This window comes from Xanthomonas sp. D-109, assembly GCF_017746095.1.
GTDB lineage: Bacteria > Pseudomonadota > Gammaproteobacteria > Xanthomonadales > Xanthomonadaceae > Xanthomonas_A > Xanthomonas_A sacchari.
Map to the genome: position 1 here is coordinate 259,116 of NZ_JAGHWV010000011.1, position 23,217 is coordinate 282,332.

General features: G+C 68.4%; 21 protein-coding genes. 12 read left to right on the forward strand and 9 right to left on the reverse strand.

Annotated features, from left to right (window positions below; all coding sequences use genetic code 11):
* Positions 1 to 38 precede the first annotated feature (38 nt).
* The 5 genes from J7357_RS12675 to J7357_RS12695 all read right to left on the reverse strand — a co-directional run bounded on the left by J7357_RS12675 (position 39) and on the right by J7357_RS12695 (position 6,667).
* Complete coding sequence (locus tag J7357_RS12675) at positions 39 to 1,664, reverse strand: glucoamylase family protein (protein ID WP_209246870.1); 1,626 nt, start codon at positions 1,662 to 1,664, stop codon at positions 39 to 41.
* A gap of 94 nt (positions 1,665 to 1,758) precedes the next feature.
* The gene (locus J7357_RS12680) at positions 1,759 to 4,731 is read right to left on the reverse strand and encodes a TonB-dependent receptor (RefSeq protein WP_209230091.1); all 2,973 of its coding nucleotides are present in this window, start codon (positions 4,729 to 4,731) and stop codon (positions 1,759 to 1,761) included.
* A 105-nt stretch (positions 4,732 to 4,836) separates the two neighbouring features.
* Positions 4,837 to 5,850, reverse strand: a complete 1,014-nt coding sequence (locus tag J7357_RS12685) for a LacI family DNA-binding transcriptional regulator (RefSeq protein WP_209032568.1) — start codon at positions 5,848 to 5,850, stop codon at positions 4,837 to 4,839.
* Between the two features lie 236 nt (positions 5,851 to 6,086).
* Positions 6,087 to 6,371: a BolA family protein gene (locus J7357_RS12690; protein ID WP_209246872.1), complete on the reverse strand. Its 285-nt coding sequence runs from the start codon at positions 6,369 to 6,371 to the stop codon at positions 6,087 to 6,089.
* Positions 6,368 to 6,667, reverse strand: coding sequence for a YciI family protein (locus J7357_RS12695; protein ID WP_209246874.1), 300 nt, complete (start codon positions 6,665 to 6,667; stop codon positions 6,368 to 6,370). The genes J7357_RS12690 and J7357_RS12695 overlap by 4 nt, the downstream gene beginning before the upstream one ends.
* Positions 6,668 to 7,040: 373 nt before the next feature.
* On the opposite strand from J7357_RS12695, the gene J7357_RS12700 reads away from it, so the two are divergent.
* Genes J7357_RS12700 through J7357_RS12710 form a run of 3 tightly spaced genes read left to right on the forward strand, consistent with a single transcriptional unit; the run spans position 7,041 to position 10,529 of the window.
* Entirely contained in the window at positions 7,041 to 7,982 is a 942-nt protein-coding gene (locus J7357_RS12700) for a ScpA family protein (RefSeq protein ID WP_209246877.1), read from the forward strand.
* 23 nt (positions 7,983 to 8,005) lie between these two features.
* Positions 8,006 to 8,986 (forward strand): SMC-Scp complex subunit ScpB, encoded by a 981-nt coding sequence (gene scpB / locus J7357_RS12705; protein WP_209246879.1) that lies wholly within the window; start codon positions 8,006 to 8,008, stop codon positions 8,984 to 8,986.
* Positions 8,979 to 10,529 (forward strand): pseudouridine synthase, encoded by a 1,551-nt coding sequence (locus J7357_RS12710; RefSeq protein ID WP_209246881.1) that lies wholly within the window; start codon positions 8,979 to 8,981, stop codon positions 10,527 to 10,529. The genes scpB and J7357_RS12710 overlap by 8 nt, the downstream gene beginning before the upstream one ends.
* Before the next feature lie 342 nt (positions 10,530 to 10,871).
* On the opposite strand, the gene J7357_RS12715 is transcribed toward J7357_RS12710, so the two are convergent.
* A complete protein-coding gene (locus J7357_RS12715) occupies positions 10,872 to 12,737 on the reverse strand; it encodes an amidohydrolase (protein WP_209246883.1) in 1,866 nt (621 codons plus the stop codon).
* A gap of 390 nt (positions 12,738 to 13,127) precedes the next feature.
* Between J7357_RS12715 and J7357_RS12720 the strand changes: the two genes are divergently transcribed.
* The gene (locus tag J7357_RS12720) at positions 13,128 to 13,823 is read left to right on the forward strand and encodes a hypothetical protein (protein WP_209247024.1); all 696 of its coding nucleotides are present in this window, start codon (positions 13,128 to 13,130) and stop codon (positions 13,821 to 13,823) included.
* A 202-nt stretch (positions 13,824 to 14,025) separates the two neighbouring features.
* Here the strand turns inward: J7357_RS12720 and J7357_RS12725 are convergent, their stop codons facing one another.
* From J7357_RS12725 to J7357_RS12735, 3 genes are all read right to left on the reverse strand, one after another.
* Positions 14,026 to 14,463, reverse strand: coding sequence for a hypothetical protein (locus tag J7357_RS12725; protein ID WP_209246885.1), 438 nt, complete (start codon positions 14,461 to 14,463; stop codon positions 14,026 to 14,028).
* A gap of 473 nt (positions 14,464 to 14,936) precedes the next feature.
* Positions 14,937 to 15,752, reverse strand: coding sequence for an amidohydrolase (locus tag J7357_RS12730; RefSeq protein WP_209246887.1), 816 nt, complete (start codon positions 15,750 to 15,752; stop codon positions 14,937 to 14,939).
* Positions 15,753 to 15,858: 106 nt separating this feature from the next.
* On the reverse strand, positions 15,859 to 17,007 hold the full coding sequence (locus J7357_RS12735; RefSeq protein WP_209246889.1) for a pyridoxal phosphate-dependent aminotransferase: 1,149 nt from the start codon (positions 17,005 to 17,007) through the stop codon (positions 15,859 to 15,861).
* A gap of 204 nt (positions 17,008 to 17,211) precedes the next feature.
* On the opposite strand from J7357_RS12735, the gene ccmA reads away from it, so the two are divergent.
* The 8 genes from ccmA to J7357_RS12775 all read left to right on the forward strand — a co-directional run bounded on the left by ccmA (position 17,212) and on the right by J7357_RS12775 (position 23,214).
* Positions 17,212 to 17,859 carry a heme ABC exporter ATP-binding protein CcmA gene (ccmA, locus tag J7357_RS12740; RefSeq protein WP_010343781.1) on the forward strand — a complete coding sequence of 216 codons (648 nt, stop codon included), beginning with the start codon at positions 17,212 to 17,214 and terminating at the stop codon, positions 17,857 to 17,859.
* On the forward strand, positions 17,856 to 18,551 hold the full coding sequence (gene ccmB, locus J7357_RS12745; protein ID WP_017907306.1) for a heme exporter protein CcmB: 696 nt from the start codon (positions 17,856 to 17,858) through the stop codon (positions 18,549 to 18,551). The genes ccmA and ccmB overlap by 4 nt, the downstream gene beginning before the upstream one ends.
* A 128-nt stretch (positions 18,552 to 18,679) precedes the next feature.
* Complete coding sequence (gene ccmC / locus J7357_RS12750; protein ID WP_010343777.1) at positions 18,680 to 19,429, forward strand: heme ABC transporter permease CcmC; 750 nt, start codon at positions 18,680 to 18,682, stop codon at positions 19,427 to 19,429.
* The gene (locus tag J7357_RS12755; protein WP_010343776.1) at positions 19,426 to 19,602 is read left to right on the forward strand and encodes a heme exporter protein CcmD; all 177 of its coding nucleotides are present in this window, start codon (positions 19,426 to 19,428) and stop codon (positions 19,600 to 19,602) included. Before ccmC ends, J7357_RS12755 begins: the two co-directional genes overlap by 4 nt.
* Positions 19,599 to 20,048: a cytochrome c maturation protein CcmE gene (gene ccmE / locus J7357_RS12760; RefSeq protein WP_209246891.1), complete on the forward strand. Its 450-nt coding sequence runs from the start codon at positions 19,599 to 19,601 to the stop codon at positions 20,046 to 20,048. Before J7357_RS12755 ends, ccmE begins: the two co-directional genes overlap by 4 nt.
* A gap of 171 nt (positions 20,049 to 20,219) precedes the next feature.
* On the forward strand, positions 20,220 to 22,154 hold the full coding sequence (locus J7357_RS12765; RefSeq protein WP_209246893.1) for a heme lyase CcmF/NrfE family subunit: 1,935 nt from the start codon (positions 20,220 to 20,222) through the stop codon (positions 22,152 to 22,154).
* Positions 22,151 to 22,759, forward strand: a complete 609-nt coding sequence (locus J7357_RS12770) for a DsbE family thiol:disulfide interchange protein (protein WP_209247026.1) — start codon at positions 22,151 to 22,153, stop codon at positions 22,757 to 22,759. The genes J7357_RS12765 and J7357_RS12770 overlap by 4 nt, the downstream gene beginning before the upstream one ends.
* A complete protein-coding gene (locus tag J7357_RS12775; protein ID WP_244667472.1) occupies positions 22,756 to 23,214 on the forward strand; it encodes a cytochrome c-type biogenesis protein in 459 nt (152 codons plus the stop codon). The genes J7357_RS12770 and J7357_RS12775 overlap by 4 nt, the downstream gene beginning before the upstream one ends.
* Positions 23,215 to 23,217 lie beyond the last annotated feature (3 nt).

Here is a 23,217-nt window from a genome sequence, read left to right on the forward strand (position 1 = left end):
ACCCAGCGAAAGCCAACGACCGATCATGCGTGCGGTGCTCATTCCGGCTGCTGCGGCTGGCGCTGGGCGGGGTTGGACTGCGCCTCGGCGGCGGCGGCACGCGACTCGGCGATGCCCAGCGCACGTGCATTGGCCGCCTGCTCGTCCTTCTTGGGCAGCGGTTGGGCCTCGCCCTCCGGGGTCAGCCAGCCGCCGGTGAAGCCGGCGCGTTCCAGCCCGGTGCGCAGGTACTTGTTCTTCTTCATCACGTTCCAGACGAACTCATTGCGGTAGTTGGCGATCATGGTGACGATCGCGCCCTGGTCGATGCCGATGTAGTCGCCGGCCACCCAGCCGCGGTTGGGAATCATGCGGCCGGTCTTCAGCGGAATATCGTAGTTGAAGCTGGGGTTGAACGAATCCAGGAAGCCGTAGCTCGAATACAGGAAGTCGCCGAAGCGCTTGTGCATTTCCTGGGTCGCCGGAATCACCACCTCCGGCGCGAACACGATCGAGGACACCGCCGCGGTCGGCGCGATGGTGCCGTCGTCGAAGGCCTCGAACAGGCCGGCGCCGCGGGTGCGGTAGTGGAAGAACTGGCGCTGCTCGCCGCGGTACTCCTGGGTGGTGTTCTGCGGACCGTCGCTGGCGGTCAGGCCCCACACGTTCTCGCCGTACTCCTTCCACTTCATCGGATTGTCGATGGCGTACTCGCGCTGCGCCAGCGTGGCGCGGCGGCTGTTGAGGAAGTAGTCGATGCCATGCTCGCGCATGTACTGGTCCTGGATGTCGCGGAAGTCGATCCAGACGTGGTTGTACTGGTGCGCGAACAGCGGACCGAACGCCAGGTATTCCTGGCCGTAGTACACGCCCCAGTCCTTGTTGTAGGTGCGGGTCCATTCCTGCCACGCGTCCGGCTCGATCGGATGGGTGGGCGAACCCAACGCCAGCAGATACACCATCATGCCTTCGTTGTAGCCCATCCAGTCGTGCTGGATGAAGCCGCGCTCGGGATACCAGCCCATCGTGATCAGCGGCTTGCGCTGCTGCATCCACGGCCAGTCCACCCGCCGGTACAGGGTGTCGGCGATCTGGCGGATCTCCTTCTCGTCGGCGGTGTCGCCGTCGTAGTAGGACTGGGCGAACAGCACGCCCATCATCAGCAGCGCGGTATCGATGGTCGACAATTCCACCCACTGGTCGTAGCGCAGCCCCTTCTGCATGTCCAGGAAGTGGTAATAGAAACCCTTGTAGCCGGCGCGGCCGGTGCGCTGCGGGCCGACCGGCACGTCGCGCAGGAAGCGCAGCGTGGTCAGCGTGCGCTGCACCGCCTGCTCGCGGCTGATCCAGCCGTTTTCATAACCGATCGGATACACGGTCAGGGCGAAGCCGATCGAGGCGATGGAGGCGAACGGGCGCGACGGATAGCGGTCCACCGCCATGCCGTTCTGCTCGTTGGTGGTGTCCCAGAAGAACTGGAAGGTGCGGCGTTCGATGTCCTCGAACAGCGGGGGCAGTTCCGGCTTCAGCAGCTTCGGCGGCAACTCGGCCTCCACCAGGATGACCTTGACCGGCTTCTTCTCCACCGCCTTCGGCTCCTCGTCGGTCTTCTTGCACGCCGTCAGCAGCACCCCTGCTGCCATCAGCATCAGCGAAAACCTGATGAAACTGCGCTGCTTCTTCATCCTGCCCCCCGTGAAATCGTTTACATGCCCACAAAAAATAACCCACTTCCGCATCGCCGCGGCCCCCGTCGGAGGGGAGCCGCGGCGACCTTACTTACCAGTTCAAGCCGAACGACAGCTTGAACGTCCGCATCGGCGAGGCAAGCACGCCGCTCGGCGAGCCAAACGCCGTATTCAGGTCGGCATAGGTGCCGGTATCGGTGTTGTAGTCCGCGTAGTTGGTCCAGTTGAACAGGTTGATGACATCGGCGCGCACATTGAACTTGATGCCCGACCCGGTGTCCCATTCCTTGTTCGCTGCCAGGCTGAATTCCTTGTAGCCCAGCGTGGCGTCCGGCTTGTACTGGATGATATAGCACTGGTCGTTGCCCGCCAGGCAGTTGGTGCCGTAGCGCGGGGTCTGGCTGGCCAGCGACAGCTTGGCCGACAGGGTGATGTCGTACGGCAGGTCGTAGATGCCGGTGACCACCAGGCGGTTCTTCGGAATGCCGCCGGCCTCACGCCAGCCGTAGCCGGCCATCGACGGCTGGTCCAGCGCGTAATGCTCGCCGTACTGACGGTTCTCCTTCGCGTCGGAGAAGGTGTAGGCCACGGTCAGGCCCCAGCCCGATTCCTTGTCGTAGGGCTTGTCCAGCTTCAGCGCCAGCTGGTTGTTGCGCGTCTTCAGGCCGTTGGTGCCGAGCACGATCGCACTGTAGCCGTTGGGCGAGTCGGTGGGCACGCCGGAGGTGGTGCCGGGCAGGAAGAACGAACCGTCGGCACGGCGATTGCCGCGCAGGAACACGAAGCCGTCCTCGCTGACGATGCGGCTCAGGGTCACGTCGGTGTACCAGTCGTTGCCCCAGAAATGCAGCATGTTGCGCATGCCCAGGCTGAACTGATCGGAGTACGGCACCTTGATGTCGTTGTCGATCAGGTAAACCTCGCGGCCGCCGCCGGTGCCGGCGGTGGTGGAGGCGGCCAGCCCGTTCAGGCCGGCCTGGGTCGCATAGCTCGGGTCCCAGGCCACGCACGGCTGGCCGAGGCACGGCGTGTTGGCGCTGCTGAAGTAGTAGCTGTAGGAGCGGAAGTTGTTGTTGAGCTGCTCCAGCGCCAGGTAGTCGAACAGGTTGCGATCGTAGGCGCGGCCGGCACCGCCGTAGATCACGTGCGCCTGGTCGCCGAACAGGTCGTAGGAGAAGCCCAGGCGCGGCTGCCAGGCGTCCTTGAACGCCTTGCGGTTGTTGCCGGTGCTGATGTAGTTGGCGATGTCGTAGTTGGCGTTGTCCAGGTTGCGCCAGTTCAGCAGCGCGCTGGCGACGTCGGCCGGGGTGACGAAGTCGAGGAACGACGGGGTCTTCTCGTAGTCGTAGCGCACGCCCAGGTTCAGGGTCAGGTGCTCGTTGACCTCCCAGTCGTCCTGCAGGTAGATGCCGTACTGCTTGTTCTGCGACTGCACCGAACCGCCGTCGCCGGTGTCGCCGAAGCGCACCCGGTACGGCGTGTCGACATCGCTGAGGATGTTGTAGTAGTACTGCGGATTGGCCGGATTGATCTGGGTCGAATCGAGCTGGATGTCCTTGTACTTCACACCCATCTTGATGGTGTGGCTGCCGTGCCACTCGAGGCTGTTGAGGGTCAGGTCGTCCTGCAGGGTCCAGCCCTTCTGGCCCTTGTTCTGGAAGCTGCTGCCGGCGCCGGCGCTGAGGATGGTGGTCTCGTTGCCGGCCTGCGGCACGTAGGACAGCACGTAGCCGTTGCCGTCGTTGAGCGGGGTCTGGGTCCAGAACGCGCTCTCGTAGCTCAGGTTCAGGTCGTTGAGGAAGGCCTCGCCGCTGTACTGCCAGCGCAGGTTGGCGCGCTTTTCCTTCTGCCCGTTGCTACTGCCGTGCTGGTAGGTGGTGGTTTCACCGATGTCCGACAGCTCGTCTTCCTTGCGGTACTTGCCGGTCAGTTCGAACAGGTTGTTGTCGCCCAGGGTCCAGTCGATCTTGCCGAAGTACAGGTCTTCCTTGAACGGGGTGCTGTAGGTGGCGACCAGCGGCTGCAGCTGCGCCGGCAACTGGTCGACGCGGTCGGCGTAGATGCCGCCCGGGATCACCGTGTTCGGCGTGGTGTATTCCTTGGCCTCGTAGGCCACGAAGAAATGCGCGCGGTCCTTGAGGATCGGGCCGCTGAAGGTGGCGCCGTACTGGGTCTCGGAGAAGTCGTCGCGCTGGCCGGCCTTGCGCTCCAGCGGGCTTTCGGCGCGCCAGTCGTCGTTGGTCGTATCCCAGAAGAAACTGCCATGGAAATCGTTGGTGCCGGACTTGGTCGAGGCCACGATCGCCGCGCTGCTGACCTGGTCGAACTCGGCCTTGTAGTTGGAGGTGATGACCTTGTACTCGCCGATCGCCGACTGCGGGAACGGGTTGCCGCGGCTGGAATCCTGGCCGCTGACGCCGCCGGTCAGCACGTAGTTCTTCTGGCTGATGCCGTCGATGTAGACGTTGGTGCCGTTGGCCGAGGTCGCGCCGGAGCGCACCGTGGTGTTGCCCTTGGCGTCGCGCTGGAACTGCACGCTCGGCACGCTGTCGGCCAGCTCCAGGAAGTTGCGCGTGGCCTGCGGCAGCTTCTCGATCTGCACGTTGGAAATATAGGTGGCGTTCTCCGAGGTGCGGGTTTCCACCAGCACCGGCGGCGCCTGCACCTGCACCGCGTCGAGCGTGGTCGCGCCCTGCCCGTTGGCGGTGGCCGCTTCGCCGCCCACGCCCAGATCCAGGGTGGCGGTCTGGCCGACCTGCACGGTGACGTTCTGCGAGGTGGTCTTGCCGTCGGCGGTGACGTCGATGCGATAGGAGCCCGGCGGCAGGCCGCCGACCGAGTACACGCCGTTGTTGGCCTGCACGCTGCGGCTCAGACCGGTGGCCAGGTTGGTGGCGGTGACCTGCGCGGACGCGGCCGGCGCCGAATCGACCTTGACCTGGCCGCGGATGGTGGCGCCGGTGCTTTGCGCGAAGGCCGGCGCGGCGCCCAGCAGCAGGCAACTGGCGAGGGCGCAGCTCAACAGCTTGCGCGTGGGCCGGGCGGAGTGCGGGGTGTGTTGCATGTGGGGTTTTCCCTCCAGGAAGACGTGGTGCTCGTTATGGGTGGTGCGTGGTGCTTCGATGGAACGAAGTGGAACAAGCGATGCGGCGCGGAACACCGCGTCGCATCAGGAACGGGCCGTGCTGGAATCGCGCACGACCAACGTAGGAACCAGGGTCTGCCGCTGCCGGTCGTCGGCGTCGGGCCGATCGATCAGTTGCAGCAGACGATGCATTGCCTGCTCACCAAGCCCGGCGATGCTGACGCGCATGGTGGTGAGAGACGGGTGAACGAAACGCGCCAGCGGGATGTCGTCGAAGCCGGCCAGCGCGATGTCGTTGGGCACGCGCACGCCGCTCTGGGTGAAGGCGTAGAGGCAGCCGAGCGCGGTCATGTCGTTGGCGGCGAACACCGCATCGGGCAGCGTGCCGGCCTGCAGCATCGCCTGCCCCGCGCGGTACCCGGAGGCTTCGTCGAAGTCGCCCGGAAACTCCTGGCCGTGCGCCTCGCCAGGATGACGCGCGATGGCGTCGCGGAAGCCGCGCAGGCGTTCGCGCGCGTCGAAGTTCAGTTCCGGGCCGCCGATGAAGGCGATGCGGCGATGCCCCATCGCCAGCAGGTGTTCGGTCATCGCCACCGCGCCGGCATGGTCGTCGATGCTCAGCACCGGGTACTCGGTGCCCGGCAGGTGGGTGTTGATCAACACCGTCGGCAGCGCCTGCGGCAGGTTGTCGGTGAGGAAGCCCGGGCGCTCGGCGTACGGCGACAGCACCAGAAGGCCGTCGACGCGGCCGCGCATCGCCCGCAGCGCCCGCCCCTGCTCTTCCGGGTCGCCGTGGTAGCTGGACACCAGCAGGTGCTGGCGGCGCGCGCGCGCCGCGCCGTCGATGCCGCGGATCAGTTCGGAGAAGAATTCGCCGTACAGGTCGGGCAGCACCACCCCCAGGGTCTGGGTGCGGCGGCTGCTGAGGCTGCGCGCGGCCGCATGCGGGCTGTAGCGCAGGCGCTCGGCCACTTCCAGGACCAGGGTCCGGACCGGCGCGGCCACGTTCTCGTGGCCGTTGAGCGCACGCGACACGGTGGCCACGGAGACCCGGGCCTCGCGTGCGACATCTTTGATGGTGACCGCGCTCTTCGCCATCGTGCCGCCCTCCGCGGCAGAGACCTTGAGAAACTGGCGCGGACTGTAATCGTTTTCAGCGCAAGGCAGAAGCCTTTTGTTATTTCCCCAATAAAATCATTGCTTTTCAGACACTTGGATAATGCGAAAGCGGCCGGAATCGTACCGCAGTGCAACATAATCCAGGTGCAGATTCCGGTTCTGCACGGGGTGCCCACCCCGTTTTCGGGCCAGCGGCACCCCACCCGCCGCGCGCGTCAGCCGCCCGTGCCCGGCACCTCGGCGCGGATCGACAGCGCATGGATATCGGTCTGCATCATCTCGCCCAGCGCCGCGTAGACGGCGCGGTGTCTGGCCAATGGCCCCATCCCGGCAAAGGCCGCACTGACCACGCGGACATTGAAATGTCCGCGGCCATCGCGCGCGCCGGCGTGGCCGGCATGACGGTGGCTGTCGTCCTCCACCTCCAGCGCCTGCGGCGCGAACGCCGCCTCCAGCGCGGCGCGGATCCGCGCCACCCGCTCGGCGCCCACCGGGCTCATGGCAGCACCTTGCGGAACGGCCGCACCTCGACCCGCGCATAGACGCCGACGTCGACATACGGGTCGGCCTCGGCCCAGGCCCGCGCCTCGGCCAGCGAGTCGAACGCGGCCACCACCAGGCTGCCGCTGAAGCCGGCCGGGCCCGGATCCTCGGCGTCGATCGCCGGACACGGCCCGGCCAGCAACAGCCGTCCGGCCTCCTGCAACTGCGTCAGCCGCTGCAGATGCGCCGGCCGCGCCGCCGCCCGCCGCGGCAGCGCATCGGCCACGTCGTACCCCTCGATCACGTACCACATCGCGTCTCCGCCCTCGTTCCTTCTCTATGGACATGGCATTGTAGGACCTGGCCCGGCACGGCGACGCTGGACACCGACCCCGCCGGCGCATTACCCTTGGTTCCATTGCACGCGGCCGGATGCAGCGGCCCGTCGGTGATCGGCGACCCCAAGCCCCTTCCGACGACCGATTCGCTGCCTGACACCGCCCGCGCAGACGTCCTCCTCCGTAGGTCCCGCCGCCGCGACACGCGTGGCGTGCGTCGTGTGTCTTGTTGAAGTACCGAGCGCGTTGCGGGGACGACGCGCCCTTGAACCGCAGCATTGTCGGCAAGGAGCCGCGCCGGGTCGCGCCTGCCCGGCCCTTCGCCACCGCAACACCGATGTCCAACCGATGACTTCCGAACTCGCGCTCGACGCGAACCCGCCAACCCAGACACCCCCGCCACAGCAGCAGGAAATGCCGCTGGCGGTCGTGCATGGGCAGCCGGTGCTGCAGATCCCGCAGGATCTGTACATTCCGCCGGATGCGCTGGAAGTGATCCTGGACGCGTTCGAAGGCCCGCTGGACTTGCTGCTGTACCTGATCCGCCGCCAGAACCTGGACATCCTGGACATCCCCGTCGCCGAGATCACCCGGCAGTACGTGGACTACATCAACGTGATGCAGGAGCTGCGCTTCGAACTGGCGGCCGAGTACCTGGTGATGGCCGCGATCCTGGCCGAGATCAAGTCGCGGATGCTGCTGCCGCGGCCGCCGGCCGAGGACGGCGAGGAAGTGGACCCACGCGCCGAACTGGTCCGCCGCTTGCAGGAGTACGAACGCTTCAAGCAGGCGGCCGAGGACATCGACGCGCTGCCGCGGCAGGATCGCGACACCACCCCGGTGCACGCCCACGTGCCGGACCGTGCTGCGGTCAAGCTGCCGCCGCCGGTGGAGCTCAAGGAAATGCTGCTGGCGCTGTACGACGTGCTCAAGCGCGCCGAACTGTTCAGCGGCCACGCGATCAAGCGCGAGGCCCTGAGCGTGCGCCAGCGCATGGGCGACGTGCTGGGCCGTCTGGACGACGGCAAGTTCCACCGTTTCGAATCGCTGTTCAGTGCCGAGGAAGGCAAGCTCGGCGTGCTGGTCACCTTCCTGGCGCTGCTGGAACTGGCCAAGGAGCAGTTGCTGGACATCGTCCAGGAGCCGCTGGCGCACGTCCCCGCCGAGGCCACCGAGCGGCCGCCGATGCCACCGATCTACGTCAAGTCGCTGGCGCTGGGCAACACCAACGCGCCGCTGCAGTTCAACAGCGAGTTCGACGACAGCGACGCCGCCGACGCCACCACCTGAGTCCACCGAGAACCCGCCCCCGCATGGATCAAGCGCTGATCAACCGCATCGTCGAGGCCGCCCTGCTCGCCGCCAACCAGCCGTTGCCGCTGGCGCAGTTGCACGGCCTGTTCCCGGAGGAGGAACCCGCGCCGCCGGGCAGCATCGAGCGCGCGCTGGAACTGCTGCGCGAGGCCTGCGAGGGCCGCGGTGTGGAACTGGTCGAAGTGGCCTCCGGATTCCGCTACCAGGTGCGCAGCGACGTGCACGCCTGGGTGGCGCGGCTGTGGACCGAGCGCAAGACCCGCTACACCCGCGCCACGTTGGAGACCCTGGCGCTGATCGCCTACCGGCAGCCGATCACCCGCGGCGAGATCGAGCAGGTGCGCGGCGTGGCGGTCAGCAGCAACATCATCCAGGCGCTGGAAGAGCGCGAGTGGATCCGCGTGGTCGGGCACCGCGACGTGCCGGGCAAGCCGGCGCTGTTCGGCACCACCAAGACCTTCCTGGACTATTTCGGGCTCAAGCGCCTGGACGAACTGCCGCCGCTGTCCGAACTCAAGGACATCGGCGAACTGGAACCGCAGCTGCCGCTGGACCGCGACGCGCTGCCGGTCGGCGACATGGCCCAGGCCGACGCCGCCCCGGGCGATGCCGCCGACCAGGGCAACCAGGGCGACACCACGGCGCAGGCCGCGGCCGCCGGCGATGCCGCCGAGCCTGCCGCGACGGCGCAGGCGGACGCGGCCGAGGCTGCAGACGCCACGGACACCGACACCGACACCGACACCAGCGACACCGCAACACCGCACACCCCCGCGACCGACGACGCCCACGCGCCGACGGCCACGGATTCCACGACCGCCCCGACGGGCGAACCCGAAGCCGCGCCGGGAGAGCGCGCGGCGGATGCGAACGAAGCCGAAGACAACGCCGTCGCGACGACGACCGTGGCTGTTGACGATGCCGATTCCGAACCACAGGCCGACGCGCAACGCGCCGGCCGGAGCCAAGTAAATGAGTGACACCTCCCGCAAGCTGTCGTTGAACAAGCTCTCGCTCAAGCGCGACGCCGCTGCCGCCGAGCAGCCGAAACTGGAAGAACGCCTGCACAAGGTCCTGGCCCAGGCCGGGCTGGGCTCGCGCCGGGCGCTGGAACAGCGCATCGCCGACGGCCTGGTCAAGGTCAACGGCGAGGTCGCGCAGACCGGCATGTCGATCCGCAGCGGCGACAAGATCGAGCTGGACGGCCGCAGCTTCGTCGCCAGCGCGCTGACCGAGCCCTCGCGCGTGCTGATCTACAACAAGCCCGAAGGCGAAGTGACCACGCGCGAAGATCCCGAAGGCCGCCCGACCATCTTCGAGGCGCTGCCGGCGCTGAAGGGCGCGCGCTGGATCGCGATCGGCCGGCTGGACATCAACACCACCGGCCTGCTGCTGCTCACCACCGACGGCGAGCTGGCCAACGCGATGATGCATCCCTCCTACGAGATCGAGCGCGAGTACGTGGTGCGCGTGCGCGCCCCGGAAGGCGAAGAGACCGTGCCCGACAGCATGATCGAGCGGCTCTCGCGCGGCGTGCTGCTGGAGGACGGCGGCGCCAAGTTCGACGAGATCGAACGCATCGGCGGCACCGACTCGCACGACTGGTTCCGGGTGGTGGTCAAGGAAGGCCGCAACCGCGAAGTGCGGCGCCTGTGGGAATCGCAGGGCTGCCAGGTCAGCCGGCTCAAGCGCACCCGCTACGGCAAGATCGCGCTGCCGCGCGAACTGCTGCGCGGGCATTCGGTCGAGCTGGCGCAGGACAAGGTCGAGGCGCTGCGCGTCGAGCTGAAGCTGGAGGAAGGCACCCCGTCGGCGCTGACCCTGCAGCCGGTGATCGGCCAGCGCAAGGCGGCCAAGGCCACGGTGCAGGTCGGCCGCGGCGGCAACGCCTACGTCAACGGCCACAACACCGCCGACGAAGGCCGCGAGTTGCGCCGCTTCGACACCTTCCGCGAGGACCGCGGCCGCGGCCGCGGCGGCAAGAAGCCGCATGGCGGCCTGACCGTGAGCGGCGAAATGGCCGCCAAGCAATCGCAGAAGCCGTTCAAGCAGCGCACGCCGAAGGGCCCCAAGCCGCTGCCGGACGGCAACCCGGCGGCGTTCCGCACCTGGTACGTGCCCGATGGCGTCAGCACCGGCCCGACCGGCCATCGCAACGCCGGTCCCGGCGGTCGTGGCCAGGGTCAGGGCCAGGGCCAGGGACGTCCCTACGCCAAGCCGCGTCCGGCCGGTGCCGGCGCCGGTGCGGGCGCCGGTCAGGGCCGCGCCCAGGGCCAGGGCCAGCAGCGCAAGGCGCATCCCTACGGGCATCCGGGCAACGCGCCGAGCTTCCCGTCCGATCACGCCACCCCGGGCTTCAACCCCTACGGCGCCGCGCCGCGCGCCGCGCGCCAGGCCGGCGGCCAGAAGCGCGGCCCGGGTCCGGGCGGACGTCCCGGCGGCGGCAATCGCCCGGCCGGCGGCCGCCCGGGTGGCGGTGGCCGTCCCGGTGGCGGCGGCAACCGAGGTCCGCGCGGCGGCTGAGTCCCGGCCGGCATCATGCCGGGGCGTGTCCTTGCATGCACCAGGGTCTGGGCGCCATGATCAGGATTCTCGCACTGCGGTCTCCACGCGATGGTCTGCGCGCCGGCGCCGCCCACCGTTGGATCGCTCCCACCTGAAGCAGAAGCACTGCACCCGCCACGCGGCACCAACGCGCGTGGCGGGATGACCCGCCAGCGGAGACGTCGCTGGCAATCCAGCCCACGCGCCTTCCAGACAAGCGCATAGCTGCCACCGCTGCGCGGCCACAGTCTGTCGTCAATATCGAGACGCCACTGCGCTTCCACCCGCCTCCCGCGCCGATCACTGTCAGGCGCACATGGCTCAACGCAGCAGCGGAAACACCTTGCGACCATTCACCCAGGTCTCGTGGACGGCGATATCGCGCATACCTGCAGCGTGAGCGGCCTTCCACCGCAACGGATTTTTCTCGAGGATCACCAAGTCCGCCTGCTTGTGCGGGAGCAACGAGCCGATCTGGTGATCCAGATGGCATTGCCAGGCTGCGTCGATCGTCACCGCTCGCAATGCCTGACTCGCATCCAGACGCTCTTCCCGATGCAGCACCGCGCTTTTCGAGGTCCTGGAGTCGCCGGTGTCCATCGCCTCCATGACCCGTCCGATCGCCTGTTCCATGCAGCGCAGTGGACCGAATGGCGTCACGAAGTGATCGCTGTGCAGGCTGATCCGCAATCCGGCCCGCAAGGCCGATGCGGTGCGATCCAGCAACATCGCGCGCTTTGAACCGAGGATGGTCTCCTTGAACGCCTTGCCCCAATAGCCGACGTGTCCGATCAGGAAGCTCGGCGAAATCGCCATCCGCCGCATCAGCCCGATCGCCTCGTCGTGAAGCAGCGATGCGTGCTCGATCCGGTGGCGCTGCTCGGCCCATGCAGGCGGCGTCGGGAATGGCCGCTTGGGCGGCGGCGGAGGCGGCACCGTACTGAGCGCCAATTGGTAAGCGGCCAACACGTTGGCGATGGCTTCGTCGCCGTTGGCATGCGTCAGGATCGGCCAACCCGCGGCTGTGGCCACTGCCATCACGTCCGCCAGCTTGCGCACAGGATCGAAGTTGAACAGGCCGTAGGCGCCCACGCCCGGCACAGAATGCCGATCGCAACAGTCGTAAGGCACGCTCTGGAAGCCGGTCAATCCCTGGTTGGAACCGTCGGCGATAAGCTTGATCGCGCGCAGCGTGAACAGGCTATCGGCAGCGCTCGACAACTCCGGCTTGAAGCAATTGACCCATGTCATCAGATCGTTGCTGTTGCCGTACAGCGCGCCCCCCACCCTGACAGTCATCGCCGGGGTCGCCGCCAGCGCCTTCATCATCGGAATTTCAGCGGAACCGGCGATCAAGCCGATACTCGCATCGAACACTGTGGTGATGCCGCATGCGTTCGCTTGGTGGAACACCTTCATCAGGCCCTCCAGAATGTCCCCAGGTTTGACCTGGGGCATCTTCTGCAGCACGGCCTGGGATTGCTGCTCGGTCAGGACGCCTTGCGTGGACTTCGGGTCCAGACCCGCCGCTTGCAGGGCGGGCGTGTTCGCATAGCTGATATGCCCGGAGGCATTGAGCAGGAAGATCTTGACCTTGGTGCTGATGTGGTCGAGGAAATGCACATCGATATCTTTCCAATGCACCATCAACGACGGGTCCACGCCGAATCCCTTGACCCACCCCTGCTGCGCCGGATCCGCTTCCGCTTTTTCGACGGCCTGCTGCAGCCGCTTGCGGATTTCGCCCCGGGTGTACTTGGCATTCAAGTTCTGCCCAGTGAAAGGCGACAGATCCGCCCAGGTGGTCATCAACGCGCTGGTGATCAGATGCGCATGCGGATCGATCAGGCCGGGCAGCAGCGTTTCGTCGTCCTTGAGCTTCCGTTCGATCAGATCGTGTGGCTTGACCGGAGCATATGGCCGCATCTCCCGACGCACGTGGGCGAGCGAACCGATGGCGATGACCTTTCCGCCGGCGATACCGATCGCATCCACCCGCAACTCGGGGCGCTCTGGATCCGGATGGATCTGACCGCCATGAAAGATGACCGACTGCATCGGCACTCGCCCACCGTACCGCTCGGCGACGGTCTCAAGCACGTCCTGCCACGTATCGTGATCGTGCTGGTAGACCGGCAGCATGTGCGGACTGCAGCATGCGCAACCGAAGGAGAGACGCTCGGACATGGCAATTCCTCTCAGGTCGTGTCAAGGCACTCGAAACCGCGGCTGGCCGCGAAGGCAGCGGTGCAGTTCACCCAGACGGCGTTGAGCATCCGCAGGCGCCAGCGCGGATACGCTGCAGCGCCTCGCAGGCATTGAACCCGCCACCACCGCATTCACCATCCGATTCGACTATATCCGACGGATCGGACGCGAAATCGGGCGCGTCGTCTACGACCGCAGGCAAACGCAGCGGCCGCCAGCGTCTCTTGCCGGAAGCACCGGCCGCTGCTGCGCCGGATCCGACATCAGGCGCTCGCATGCACGCCTGATGCGAAGCCGATATCCTGGCGCATCTGGCGGCCGCCGCGGGTGGCCGCCCCTCACCGACCAGGAATCCCGATGACACGGAAGATGAAGATCGCCCTGCCGCTGCTGATCGCCGGCGTGCTGGGCCTCGCCGCCTGCCAGAAGGCGCAGCAGAAGGCCCAGGAAGAGATCGCCGCGGCGCAGAACCCCTACCCGGCCAGCTCGCCGCTGCACGCGCCGTTCGACCGCATGCTGCGCAAGCTGGCCAACGATCCGCGCTACGTGGCGCTGCTCAAGCAGAGCGGCCCGCAGGCGCAGCAGGCCGGGTTCCAACTGGCGCAGAACGGCATCGCGCGGCTGGACCGCGCCACGCTGGAACAGCGCCTGGAGATCCTGTCGCAGGTCAGCGACAAGGTCGACGTACCGCAGTGCGCGGTGCTGGCCCGCGGCGGCAATCCCAACGATGCGCAGGCGTTGAGCGCGGCCATGCTGTCCGGCCTGGAAAAGCTGCCGCAGGCGCAGATCGACCGCTGGTTCGACGCCTCCCTGAAGGCCACCGACGCGGAGTTGAACAAGACTCCGCCGCAAACGGTGGCGCCGGAGCAGATCCAGGCGGCGATGAGCACCCTGGTCAAATCACTGCCTGCCGACCAGCAGCAACGTCTGATGCGGGTGTTGCCGCAGATCACCAAGGCCAGCGACGAGGACGCCTGCTGGACCGCACGTACCCTGTATCGCCAGGCACTGGCGACGCCGGAACCGGTGCGCGGCCAGTTGGCCTGGGTGTTCGCGCAGCAGTAAGCGCAGCGCACGCAGCGCGTCCTCGTCGAGGGCGCGCTTTGCCCGGTTGCGTCGCACGTCCGCCCCACGGCGGGCATTCGCGCGCGGCTGCGAGACCCGTTGACCCAAAAAAAGAATCCAGGCGCGATGCGCCTGGATTCGCTGCTTTCTTCGCGTGGTGTCCGTCCTGCCTGCGCCGCAGCAGCAGGCAGAACGAGATGCCTTACCTGCGGCGTTCGATCACGAAGTTGCCCACGTTGATGCCGAGATCGACGCCCTCGCCGGTGCCGGCCAGGGCCAGCGAGATATCGCCCTTGGTGACGACCTGCGCGGTACTGGACTTCACCACGCCCGCATGGGCTTCGGCGGCGGCATAGGTGCCGAACAGGTCGTTGAGGCTGTAGGCGCCGCTGAAGGTGCCGCGGCCGCCGACGATCTTCGACTTGCCGACCGTCAGGCCACCGCCCTTGCTGCTGATCTTGACCGGGATCACCGCGCCGTCGTTGCAGGTGATGGTGCCGGTGCCCTTGGCGGTCTTGTAGAACACCGACCAGCCGGACAGGTTGAAGGACAGCTTGCAATCGATGTTGCCAGCGGCCTGGGCCTGCGGCGCCAGGGCGGCCGCGCCCAGCAGTGCGAGCAGAGAAAGCGACTTGATCATGTGGGCATTACCGGTGGGAGGACGAGGCGCGAGCGTAGCAATGGGGGTGTGGTGGCCGCGACAAGGCTGCCAGGGCGCCGCGGGTGCGTTCAGCAGGCATTTCCACTCGCGGCGGGTACGGCCGGCCCCGGCCTGGCCGGAGCGCAGGCAGGAGGCGAGGCCGGCGCCAAGCATCTCCAGACTCGTTTGCGGCGGCTTGGCCTGATTGCCTCTGTGCTTTTTGGGCGTCAACGCTCATGCAGCGGCGACGTGCGAAGCACTTTCTGATGGCTCAATGCGTCGGGACTGAAGTCCCTCCCACAGTGAACCCGCCGAACTTGCCGCAAAAATGCTACGAGACGTGCTATTGCCGGCTTTTCGAAATCGGCCGCGACAGGGGTTGACGGGAACGCCCGTCGCGGCTGAAGCCGCTCCTACGACGGGCGTCCTCGGAAATAGCACGATGAGGTTTCCGGCGTCACTGCAACCGCAGGCTAGTCGTCCAGGCTGAAGGCGTCCGCATCGAGCATGGCCGGGAAGCGCGCGCGATGCGCGGCCAGCGCCGCGGCGGAGATGGTGGTGGTGGCGACCTGCTCGCGCTCGCGGATCTCCAGTTGCGGCTGGCCGAGGAAATCGATCACCGCACTGTCGCCGGCATAGTGCAGGTCGTTGCCGTCCACGCCGACACGGTTGACCGCGGCCACGAAGCACAGGTTCTCGATCGCGCGGGCGCGCAGCAGCGTGCGCCAGGCGTAGGCGCGCGCCGACGGCCAGTTGGCGACGAACAGCTGCAGGTCGAAATCCAGCTGGCCCGGGCGCTCGACGTCGTAGCGGTTGCGGCAGAACACCGGAAAGCGCAGGTCGTAGCAGACCTGCGGATTGATCCGCCAGCCCTTCCACTCCACGCACAGGCGTTCGTGCCCGGCGGCGTAGCGCAGGTGTTCGTTGCCGTAGCGGAACAGATGCCGCTTGTCGTAATGCTGCAACGCGCCGTCCGGCGTGGCCCACAGCAGGCGATTGAACACCTTGGCCTCGCCATCGGCGTCGGGCACGCGCAACTGCACGCTGCCGGTCACCGCCGCGCCCAGCCGCGCCGCCTGCGCGCGGATCCACGCCACGGTCGGCCCGTCCATGTCCTCGGCCTGCGCCAGCGCATCGTTGGAGAAGCCGCTGGTGAAGGTTTCCGGCAGGATCACCAGGTCGGTGACACCGGCCAGCGGCGCCAGCAGTTCGGCGTAATGCGTGCGGTTGCCGGCCGGATCGTGCCAGCGGGTATCGCCCTGGACCAACGAAATCCTCAGATCGTTCATAGCAGGGAATCGGGAAAGGGGAATAGGGAATGGGTAAAGGCTAAGCGCATCGGCGAGTTTTCACCATTCCCAATTCCCGAATCCCCATTCCCGGCGCTTACGCGCGCTAAAGCGCGCGCAAGCGCTCGATCGCCGCATCCAGCGTCGCCTCGTTCTTGGCGAAGCACAGCCGCGCAAGGCGCTGGGCGGGCGGCGGGTCCTGGTAGAACGGCGACAGCGGAATGGCCGCCACGCCCTTCTCGATGGTCAGCCACTTCACGAACTCGGTGTCGGGCAGGTCGCTGACCGCCGAATAGTCCACGAGCTGGAAGTAGCCGCCCGGCACCGGCAGCGGCTTCAGCCGCGTGCCCAGCAACTGTTCGCGGAAGCGGTCGCGCTTGGCCTGGTAGAACGCGCCGAGTTGCTCGTCGTGCTCCGGCTCCTCGCGGATCATCGCGGCGAAGGCGTGCTGGGCCGGGCCGAAGCTGGCGAAGGTGTTGTACTGGTGGACCTTGCGGAACTCGGCGCTGAGCGCCGGTGGTGCGATCGCGTAGCCGATCTTCCAGCCGGTGCAGTGGTAGGTCTTGCCGAAGCTGGAGACGACGAAGGCGCGCGCGCGCAGTTCCGGCCAGCGCAGCACCGACTCGTGGCGGCGGCCGTCGAACACGATGTGCTCGTAGACCTCGTCGGAGATCAGGAAGATGTCGCTGCCGCGCAGCAGCTCGGTCACCGCCTGCAGATCGTCGGCACCGAACATCGCCCCGGACGGGTTGTGCGGGCTGTTGAGCATCAGCAGCCGGGTGCGCGGGGTGATCGCCGCGCGCACGCGCTCCCAGTCCACCGCGAACGTCTGCGGGTCCAGCGGCACGTGCACCGCGCGTGCGCCGGCCAGGTCGATCGCCGGCTCGTAGCTGTCGTAGGCCGGATCCAGCACGATCACCTCCTCGCCCGGGCGCACCACGGCGTGGATGGCGTTGAACAGGGCCTCGGTGGCGCCGCTGGTGACGGTGACCTCGGTGTCGGCATCGACCTGGGCGCCGTAGCAGCGCAGCGCCTTCTCGGCGATCGCCTGGCGCAACGCCGGCACGCCGGTCATCGGCGGGTACTGGTTGTGGCCGTCGCGCATGGCGCGGTCCAGCGCCTCGATCAGCCGCGGCGGCACCGGGAAGTCGGGAAAGCCCTGGCCCAGGTTGACTGCGCCGTGCTCGGCGGCCAGTTGCGACATCACGGTGAAGATGGTGGTGCCCACCTTGGGCAGCTTGGTCTGCGGATGCATGCGGGGGATCTGCGGGCAGCGGGAAAACGCCGAGTGTACGCAAAGCCGCTTGCCGGCGATGCGGCATCGGCCCGCCGCCCTCGCCGCAGTGCGCGCACATCGCCGCACCTGGCCGCCGCCGGCATCCGCCGGACGCCCGCATGCCGATACAATGCGCGCCTTCCCTTGCCGCCCGCCGCCGCGCCATCGCCGCGGCCTTCGCCGATGACCGATCCGCTGTACACCCCGCCGCCGCTGCTGGCCGCGCACGGGCTCACGTTCGCCCGCGACGACGCCGCGGTGTTCGGTCCGCTGGACTTCCACCTGGATGCCGGCGAGGCGCTGCTGGTGCAGGGCGACAACGGCGCCGGCAAGACCACCCTGCTGCGGGTGCTGGTCGGCCTGCTGCGCGCCGAGGCCGGGCGCATCGAGATCGACGGCCACCCGGTGCGGCGCGGCGACCGCGCCCGCTTCATGGCCTACCTGGGCCACCTTGGCGCGCTGAAGGCCGACCTGAGCACACTGGAGAACCTGCACTACCTGTGCGGGTTGCAGGGGCGCCGGGCCAAGCAGATGCCCGGCAGCGCCCTGGCCATCGTCGGCCTGGCCGGCTACGAGGACACCCTGGTGCGGCAGTTGTCGGCCGGGCAGAAGAAGCGCCTGGCACTGGCGCGGATGTGGCTGTCGCCGGCGCCGCTGTGGCTGCTCGACGAGCCCTACGCCAACCTCGACCTGGACGGCATCACCCTGGTCAACCGGATGATCGCCGCGCACCTGCGCAGCGGCGGCGCGGCCCTGGTCACCACCCATGGCGCCTACGCCGCCCCACCCGTGCGCACGCGCATGCTGACCCTGAGCGGAGTCGCCGCATGAGCCTGGCCACGCCCGTTCCCTCGCTGTGGCAGGCCACCCGGGCGCTGCTGCTGCGCGACCTGCGCCTGCTGTGGCGGCGCCGCGGCGACGCGCTGCAGCCGGCGCTGTTCGCCCTGCTGATCGTGGCCCTGTTCGCGCTGGCGCTGGGCAACCAGCCGCGCCTGCTCGGCGAGGTGGCCGGTGCCGCGCTGTGGCTGGCGGTGCTGCTGGCCGGGCTGCTGGCGCTGGACAGCCTGTTCCGCAGCGATGCCGAGGACGGTTCGCTGGAGCAATGGCTGCTGGCACCGGTGCCGCTGGCCTGGCTGGTGCTGGTGCGGGTGCTGCTGCACTGGGTCACCACCGCCTTGCCACTGATCGTGGCCGCGCCGCTGCTCGGCGAATTGCTGCACCTGCCGCATGACCGCATGCCGGTGCTGCTGGCATCGTTGGCGCTGGGGACCCCGCTGCTGAGCCTGCTCGGCGCGGTGGTCGCGGCGCTGACGGTGGGCATGAAGCGCGCCGGCATCCTGGTCGCGCTGCTGGCCTTGCCGCTGTACGTGCCGGTGCTGGTGTTCGGCGCCGGCAGCGTGGCGGCGGCGGCGCAGGGCCTGGACCCGGCCGGCGGCCTGCTGTTGCTGGCCGCGGGCCTGGTGGCGGGGCTGGTGCTGGCGCCATTGGCGGCGGCCGCGGCGATCCGCATCTCGCTGAGCTGAGCCATTGGCGCAGCGCGGGCGCGGCGGCGGACGTACCATGCAAGCGCAGTGCTCCCTCGCCGTTCCGCCGTTGTCGCATCGAATGTTGTCGCATCGAAGCCCGCCTTCCGCCAGCTAGAATCGTCCGCATGGCCTCTCTCGTCCGCTGGTTCCACCAACTCGGTTCGCCGCCGACCTTCGATCGCTTCGCGGCGCGCTGGACTCCGTGGTGCTACCTGGCGGCGCTGCTGCTGGCCGGCGTGGGCATCTGGCAGGCACTGTTCGTGGTCCCGGCCGATCGCCTGCAGAGCGACGCCTTCCGCATCCTCTACATCCATGTGCCCAGCGCCTGGATGAGCCTGTTCGTGTTCGGCCTGATGGCCGTGTACGCCGCCATCGCCCAGGTGTGGCGGATCAAGCTGTGCGAGATCCTGGCTATGGCCTGCGCGCCGATCGGCGCCGCCTTCACCCTGATCACCCTGCTGACCGGCAGCATCTGGGGCAAGCCGATGTGGGGCGCCTGGTGGGACTGGGACCCGCGCCTGACCACCGAACTGATCCTGCTGTTCCTGTACATCGGCGTGATGGGCCTGTACCTGGCCATCGAGGACCGACGCACCGCCGCGCGCGCAGCCGGGCTGCTGGCCATCGTCGGCGTGGTGCTGCTGCCGGTGATCCGCTATTCGGTGGTGTGGTGGAACTCGCTGCACCAGGGCCAGACCATCCGCCTGTTCGGCCAGTCCAGCATGGATCCGAGCATGCTGCCGCCGCTGTGGCTGATGGTGGCCGCGACCAAGTTCTGGTTCGCCGGCTCGCTGCTGGCGCGCGCGCGCGCCGACAACCTGCGCCGCGAGGCCGGCAAGGACTGGGTGACGCAACTGGCGGAGGCGCGCGGATGAACTACCTGCCGTATGTGGTCGGGGCCTATGCGGTGTTCGCCGGGGTGCTGCTGGCCGATTTCGTGCTGGCGCGCTTGCAGGTGCGCAATGCCTTGCGCGCGGCGCGGCTGCGCGCACAACGCAAGCGCCAGGCCAAGGCCGAGCCGGCGCCGCCGCTGGAGCTGAGCCGATGAACCCGCAGCGCAAGCGCCGCCTGCTGTGGCTGATGCTGCTGGTGCTGGCCGCCGGCCTGACCACCACCCTGGTGGCGATGGCCCTGCAGCGCAATGCCGCCTACCTGTACACCCCGGCCGAGGTGCTGGCCGGCAAAACCGGCGCGCACGCGCGCTTCCGCCTTGGCGGCATGGTCGAGAAAGGCTCGTTCCAGCGTGCACCCGGTGCGCTGCAGTCGCACTTCCGGGTCACCGACGGCGATGCGCAACTGACCGTGCGCTACGACCGGATCCTGCCCGACCTGTTCCGCGAGGGCCAGGCGGTGGTGGCCACCGGCAGCATGCACGACGGCGTGTTCGTCGCCGAGGACGTGCTGGCCAAGCACGACGAGACCTACATGCCGAAGGAACTGGCGGACAAGATGGGCAGCGCGCATCGCAAGCACGATGTGGGGGCGATGCAGTGAGGGGCGGGAATCGGGATCGGGGAATGGGGAATCGTCGAAGCAACAGCGCTGGCCCGATCGTTGGCATCACCAAGCAGCGGCGACGGAACCCGGGGGGGCAGCCTTGCGCCATGTGCATCCCGCCATCCGTTGCGCGTCCCGCCCTACCCACTCGCGCGTTCCGCAAGCGCCATGCTGCCTGAGGTCGGTCAGCTCCTGCTGATCCTCGCCCTGCTCACCGCGGTGTTGCAGGCGGCGCTGCCGCTGGCCGGCGCGCAACGCGGCGATGCGCGCTGGATGGGCGTGGCGCGGCCGGCTGCGTTCGCGCAACTGGCGCTGGTCGCCGGCGCCTTCGCGATCCTTACCCACGCCTTCGTGACCCAGGATTTCTCGGTGGCCTACGTCGCCGAGAACTCCAACTCGCTGCTGCCGCTGGTGTACCGCTACTCCGCGGTGTGGGGCGCGCACGAGGGCTCGCTGCTGCTGTGGACGCTGATCCTGGCGCTGTGGACCGGCGCGGTGGCGCTGTACTCGCGGCGCCTGCCGGCGCACGTCGTCGCGCGGGTGATCGGCACCCTGGCGCTGGTCAGCATCGGCTTCCTGGCGTTTTTGCTGTTCACCTCCAACCCGTTCGCGCGGCTGCTGCCGGCGCCGCTGGAAGGGCGCGATCTCAATCCGCTGCTGCAGGATCCTGGCCTGGTGATCCATCCGCCACTGCTGTACGCCGGCTATGTCGGCTTCGCGGTGCCGTTCGCCTTCGCCATCGCCGCGCTGCTGGACGGCCAGGTGGATGCGCGCTGGTTGCGCTGGACGCGGCCGTGGACCAACGTGGCCTGGGGCTTTTTGACCATCGGCATCGCCCTCGGCAGTTGGTGGGCGTACTACGAACTGGGCTGGGGCGGCTGGTGGTTCTGGGACCCGGTGGAGAACGCCAGCTTCATGCCGTGGCTGGCCGGCGCGGCGCTGCTGCATTCGCAGGCGGTCACCGAGAAACGCGGCAGCTTCGGCGCCTGGACCCTGCTGCTGGCGATCGCCGCATTCTCGCTGTCGCTGCTCGGCACCTTCCTGGTGCGCTCGGGCGTGCTGACCAGCGTGCATTCCTTCGCCGCCGATCCCGCCCGTGGCCTGTTCATCCTGGTGTTCCTGAGCCTGCTGTGCGGCGGCGCGCTGCTGCTGTATGCGCTGCGCGGCGGCCGCGTGGCGGCGGCAGCCGACGAGGCGCGGCAACGCTTCGCCCCGGCCTCGCGCGAGACCCTGCTGCTGGCCAACAACCTGCTGCTGACCTGCGCCTGCGCCATGGTGCTGCTGGGCACGCTGTATCCGCTGCTGGCCGATGCGCTGGACCTGGGCAAGCTGTCGGTGGGGCCGCCCTACTTCGGCACCTTGTTCATCGTGCTGATGGCGCCGCTGGTGGCGCTGCTGCCGTTCGGCCCGCTGACCCGCTGGCAGCGCGAACAGGCGTCGCGGCCGCTGGCGCTGCTGGCGCCGTGGGCGGGCCTGGCGCTGCTGGCCGGGGCGATCGGCTTCTTCCTGGCGCCGCAGGGTGCGTGGAAGACCGCCGCCGGCGTCGCCGCCGCGACCTGGGTGCTGCTGGGCACCGCGCGCTTCGTGTGGAGCCGGCGCCAGCTCAAGGGCAGCCGCTTCACCGCCGAGATGCTGGGCATGACCCTGGCCCACACCGGCATCGCGGTGTTCCTGGCCGGCGCGCTGCTGGTCGAGGCGCTGGAGCAGCAGCGCGAAGTGGCGCTGGCGCCGGGGCAGCACCTGGACCTGGGCCGCTACCGCTTCGAACTGCAGGGCCTGGACCAGCGCAAGGGCCCCAACTACGTGGCCGAGCGCGCGCACGTGCAGGTGCTGCGCGACGATCGCCCGCTGGCGCTGCTGCACACGGAAAAGCGCCTGTACGCCAGCGGCGGCCAGAACATGACCGAGGCCGGCATCCACCCCGGCCTGTTCGGCGATGTGTACGTCGCCCTCGGCGAGCCGCTGGGCGGCAACGCCTGGGCGATGCGCGTGCACGTCAAACCCTTCGTGCGCTGGATCTGGCTTGGCGCGGCGCTGATGGCGCTGGGCGGTTTCGTCACCGCCGCCGACCGGCGCTTCCGTCGTTCTCCGGAGACCCCCTGATGTCCGCTCCCGCTCCACGTCGCCTGCCGCTGCCCGCCATCGTCCTGGGCGCGCTGTTCTTCCTCGGCCTGCTGGCGTTGATGGTGTATGCGGTGCAACGCTCCGGCAGCGCCGATCGCGACGCGCTGCCGTCGGCGCTGATCGGCAAGCCGGCGCCGGCGTTCGCACTGCCGCTGCTGCACGATGCCTCGATCCGCGTGCGCAGCAGCGAGCTGCTCGGCGCGCCGTACGTGCTCAACGTGTGGGGCAGTTGGTGCCCGGCCTGCCGTGAGGAACACCCGGTGTTGACCCGCTTCGCGCTGAGCAAGCGCGTGCGGGTGATCGGCTACGACTGGAAGGACACCCGCGAGGACGCGCTGCGCTGGCTGGAGCAGCTCGGCAATCCGTTCCTGGCGGTGCTGTTCGATCCCGACGGACGCACCGCGATCGACTGGGGCGTGGCCGCGGCGCCGGAAACCTTTCTGGTCGATGCGCGCGGCGTGGTGCGCTGGAAACACGCCGGCCCGCTGACCGATGCGATCATCCGCGACGAACTGCTGCCGGCGTTGCAGCAGGCCGAGCGCGACGCCCCGCCGACGCGCACCCAGGGCAAGGCCACGCCATGAGCCAGCACCGCCGGCCTGCGCTGGGGCTGGGCCTGCTGGCGCTGCTGGCGTGGTCCACGCTGGCCGGCGCCGAACCGGTGTCCGATCCCACCCCGCTGGCCTACCGCTCCACCGCCGAGGAGGCGCGCTTCCATGCGCTGACCGCGGAATTGCGCTGCGTGCAATGCCAGAACCAGTCGCTGGCCGACTCGCACGCGCAGATCGCCATGGACCTGCGCCGCGAAGTGCTGGAGCTGATGCACCAGGGCAAGTCGGATGCGCAGATCAAGCAGTTCCTGGTCGATCGCTACGGCGAGTTCGTGCTGTACCGGCCGCAACTGGAAGCGCGCACCTGGCTGCTGTGGTTCGGCCCCTTGCTGCTGCTGGCCGGCGGCGCCGTGGTGCTGATCCGGATGGTGCGGCGACGCGCGCCGGCGGCGACCGCGTTGCCGCTGCAGGACGAACAGGAATGGTGAGGC